This window comes from Legionella tunisiensis, from assembly GCF_000308315.1.
GTDB classification, from domain to species: domain Bacteria; phylum Pseudomonadota; class Gammaproteobacteria; order Legionellales; family Legionellaceae; genus Tatlockia; species Tatlockia tunisiensis.
The window spans coordinates 1-4,132 of record NZ_CALJ01000156.1 but is presented as its reverse complement, the minus strand read 5'-3'; the positions used below and the strand labels follow the sequence as shown (position 1 = coordinate 4,132).

Sequence of the window (4,132 nt, the reverse complement as noted above, 5' to 3'; positions counted from 1 at the left end):
TTGTGTTAATGCAGGTATCAATAAACTTGTTTTAGGCAGTATCGCGATCACCGATCCCGAGCTTACCGCAGAAATTATCCAACAATTAGGTGCTCACAACATTGTTTTAGCCTTTGATGTTCACACCGACAAAGGTACACCAAAGCCAGCTATTCATGGTTGGCAAACGACGACCGATGACAATTTATGGGATGTGGTTCATCACTACCAGCAATTGGGTATTAAAACGATCTTATGTACCGATATTGCTTGTGATGGCATGATGAATGGCCCGAATTTTATGCTCTATTCCGAAGCTATCAGCCACTTTCCGACTATCCACTGGCAAGCATCCGGCGGCATTCGTCACGTGGACGATCTCGCCCTTTTATCTTCTCTTGGCGTAGCAGCAGCTATCCTTGGACGCATGCTTTATGAAAGTGATTTTGAGCTTGCCGCTTATTTAGAGGGGCAAAAATGTTAAGTAAACGTATTATTCCCTGTCTTGATGTCCACGATAATAAAGTCGTCAAAGGTGTTAAATTTCGTAATCACCGCATTATTGGCGATATTTTACCCTTAGCCACTCGCTACTCTGAACAAGGTGCTGATGAACTGGTTTTTATGACATTACAGCAAGCAGTGATCGACGAAGTGTTTGCCCCAACTGGGTCAATCAAATTGCCGCAACAATCAATATTCCTTTTACTGTGGCAGGCGGGATCCGCAATCTGGAAACAGCGAAAGCCATTTTTACATGCTGGTGCAGATAAACTATCAATCAACAGTCCAGCCTTGGAAAATCCTGATTTAATCAATCAGCTAAGTAATGAATTTGGCAGTCAATGCATCGTGATCGGTATTGATAGTCAATGGGTAGAGGGTGATTTTTATGTCTATCAATACACCGGCGATGAAAGTAAAAGTAAAAACTCAAGACGCAAAACACTCGACTGGGTTCAGGAAGTACAAGCGCGTGGTGCCGGTGAAATTGTCTTGAATTGTATGCAAGCCGATGGCGTACGTGCAGGCTATGATCTGACACAATTACAGCAAATTCGCCAGCTAAGCGAAGTGCCACTAATTGCTTCAGGCGGTGCCGGAAAAACCGATGACTTCGTGCAGGTTTTTCTGCGCACGGAAGTTGCTGGAGCACTGGCTGCCAGTGTTTTTCACGATAACATTTTAAGTATCACTGAAGTGAAACAACAACTGGCAGCCAATAATATTGAGGTACGACTATGAATAATGTACAAATCGAGAACCTGGATTGGCAAAAAATGGATGGCCTTATTCCTGCTGTCATTCAAAATAGTCAAACAGCTGAAGTTCTTATGTTAGGGTATATGAATCAGGAAGCCTTACAAATAACACTGGACACCAAGCAAGTCACTTTTTATAGCCGCAGTAAACAAACCTTATGGCGTAAAGGTGAAACCTCAGGCAACACGATGCTCCTGCAATCCATTGTTACGGATTGTGATGGGGACAGTTTACTGGTGCAAGTACTCCCTACGGGCCCCGCCTGTCATTTGGGTGTTGATACCTGTTTTCAGCCAGCCACACCGGCCTTGCTTAGTTTTTTAGCTCACTTGATTCACCTGATTCAAGAGCGGGCAGAAAAGAAAGAAGCGAGCAGTTATACCTATCAATTATTGGCAACAGGTATTTCTCGTTGCGCACAAAAAGTAGGTGAAGAAGCGATTGAAACCGTGATTGCTGCCGTGAGTAATAACCGTGATGAATTGATGAACGAGGCAGCGGATTTATTGTTTCACTTATTAGTCATGCTGCAAGCCTGCGAACTTAGTTTTTATGAGTTATTACAGTGTTTACAAGCTCGCCATGTAGGACTTACGAAAAACGGCGAGGTCGAGGCGAAAAAATTTTTAATGGGGGGAGTTTAGGTACGACTAAATGACCGAATTAAAAATTTTTTTCAACAAAGGGATCGACGTTTTGCGTAAGTCCTGAAGGTATTAGACTACGGCCAGCAAAACAGCCGTTAAATAATTTCCTTCCGGAAACGCTGCCAATGTAGGATGACAACTCGATGGCCCAAAAATACCAAGGATACGGGCTTGTTTTCCTACTGCCGCAGCCTGATTGCTAACCAAGGCACTAAACTCCATTGTCGACAAGGCAGATGAACAGTTACAGGTCATCAACAACGATCCAGAACGCATAGCCTTGAATACTTCTCGATGCAAGAAGCGATAATAATTTTTAGCACGCTGCAAATGCTGCTGCGAAGGAACCAGTTTTGGTGGATCCAAGACAACCAAATCATAATCACCCGCATGAGTTAAATAATCACGCGCATCTGCTTCAATGAATTCTATCGTATCAATACCATTCAATACTGCATTTTGTTTCGCTTGGTAAATCGCCTGTGCGGAACTATCAACAGCTGTTACTTTGCTAGCCCCCGCTTTCGCCGCATGCAAGGCAAACCCGCCGGTATAGGAATAAAGATCCAAAACGTTCTTCCCTTTCGCCAAAGCTGCAATACGTTGATGATTTTCACGTTGATCAAGAAAAAGGCCTGTCTTTTGTGCCTGGGAGAAATCAACCTGATAAATAACACCGGCTTCAAGCACTTGCTCAGTCGCTGCGACAAGTTCTTCCATGTCCTCTTTCCAACCGTCTTGGGCTAAAGGTTTTTTTGCGCCAACCAAACAATCTTGTCTTGAGGTAAAAGTTCGCCCAGAGCCTGCTTAATAATTTCCTTATTTGCCTCAACCCAATAAGCTGAACTGGCTATTGCACAAACTTGATTAAACCGATCAATCGTCAACCCTGACAAACCGTCGGCCTCACTATTAAACAAACGGTAAGCTGTTGTCATTTCGTTAGATAAGTTAAGACATTGCCGAATGGTTAAAGCCTGCTTTAAGCGCTGCAAGACAATCGCTGCCAACGTATTGCTGGCACACATTTCCCCTGCCCGCATAAGAACACGCACACGATAAAGTGAATGTTCATTATAAACGCCCGTTGCCAGAAATTCCTTGTCCTCACTAAAAACATCGACTAAATCACCAGTCACCAACTTACCGGTTGTTTTACTGATTGCTTTTGGGAAAACCCACGGATGGCCGCGTAACAGTGCATTTTGTTTCGTTTTGTGAAGATAAACTACAGGTTTCATGGCTATTTCCGAAACGCTAAAAGTCGGCTAATCTACACTACTGTGTTGTGGTATCGCAAGGTGGAACACTTTATGCGCAGATTTTTTATGGTATCCACGATAGCCTTTCTATTCTCCTATGTCCAAGTTACAACAGCTGGACCTTGGTTCACAGGTCCTTTATTAGCTCCCGCAGGACATACGGTACCTAATGGCCATACTAACGTTGAAATCTACGGCTTTGATACTATCAATAATGGTATTTATAGTCGTCACTGGAAATTACTTCATGTACCAACTGGCCAAAGCCAGGTCTTAAACCCGATATTTACACATGGCATAACTGATCGAATGGATGTGCAGTTTGGCCTGCCTTATGTTTATAACCGTTTATTAGGTACCAATTCGAATGGCCTTGGCGATACTTCTGCTGGTTTGGGCTTACAACTGATAGAACAAAAAGATAGACTTTGGCGCCCTGATCTGCGCTTCCTGGTACAAGAAATTATTCCCACCGGCAATTTTAAAAATCTTGATCCGAGCAGTAATGGCGTTGATGCAACGGGATTAGGAAGTTACCAAACCGTTTTTTCTCTCAATTTTCAACATCTGCTACACCTGACTGACGTTCATTATTTTCGTTCGCGTTTGAGCGTAACATATGTTTATGCCAGTCCCGTATCCATTCAAGGTTTAAGTAGCTATGGAGGGACTCCTAGTACGGATGGCAATATTCGACCTGGCGATCTGGTGAGTTTGGATCTGGCGGCAGAACTAACATTGACCCAAAATTGGGTTGCGGTGATGGAAACTTATATTGCTAATCGGCAAAAAACCCGATTTAGAGGCACTATCGGCAATGATGCAACAGGAAACCCTGGTATGATAGGCCACTCAGCCGTTGATAAAATAACGTTGGCACCAGCTATAGAATATAATTTTCTTCCAATGTGGGCATCATTGCTGGCCCATGGTTTACAGTAGCTGGGCGTGAGACTGTTGACTATGTTTCCACGTGCTCGC

At 43.6% G+C, this 4,132-nt stretch carries 4 protein-coding genes and 1 pseudogene; 4 read left to right on the top strand and 1 reads right to left on the bottom strand.

From position 1 onward, the window contains the following. From BN58_RS23900 to hisIE, 3 genes are all read left to right on the top strand, one after another. On the top strand, window positions 1–463 hold a 463-nt coding region (locus BN58_RS23900; protein ID WP_019216681.1), incomplete at its 5' end, for a HisA/HisF-related TIM barrel protein. Beyond that, window positions 457–1,224, top strand: a complete 768-nt coding sequence (gene hisF / locus BN58_RS36980; protein ID WP_232220498.1) for a HisA/HisF-related TIM barrel protein — start codon at window positions 457–459, stop codon at window positions 1,222–1,224. The genes BN58_RS23900 and hisF, both read left to right, overlap by 7 nt. After that, window positions 1,221–1,886, top strand: a complete 666-nt coding sequence (gene hisIE / locus BN58_RS09865; RefSeq protein ID WP_019216680.1) for a bifunctional phosphoribosyl-AMP cyclohydrolase/phosphoribosyl-ATP diphosphatase HisIE — start codon at window positions 1,221–1,223, stop codon at window positions 1,884–1,886. The genes hisF and hisIE overlap by 4 nt, the downstream gene beginning before the upstream one ends. Window positions 1,887–1,958: 72 nt before the next feature. Here the strand turns inward: hisIE and BN58_RS36975 are convergent. Then, window positions 1,959–3,130: pseudogene (locus BN58_RS36975) on the bottom strand (class I SAM-dependent rRNA methyltransferase). Window positions 3,131–3,202: 72 nt separating this feature from the next. Here BN58_RS36975 and BN58_RS23885 point away from each other — a divergent pair. Then, on the top strand, window positions 3,203–4,093 hold the full coding sequence (locus BN58_RS23885) for a hypothetical protein (protein WP_019216679.1): 891 nt from the start codon (window positions 3,203–3,205) through the stop codon (window positions 4,091–4,093). The last annotated feature ends 39 nt before the right edge of the window (window positions 4,094–4,132 follow it).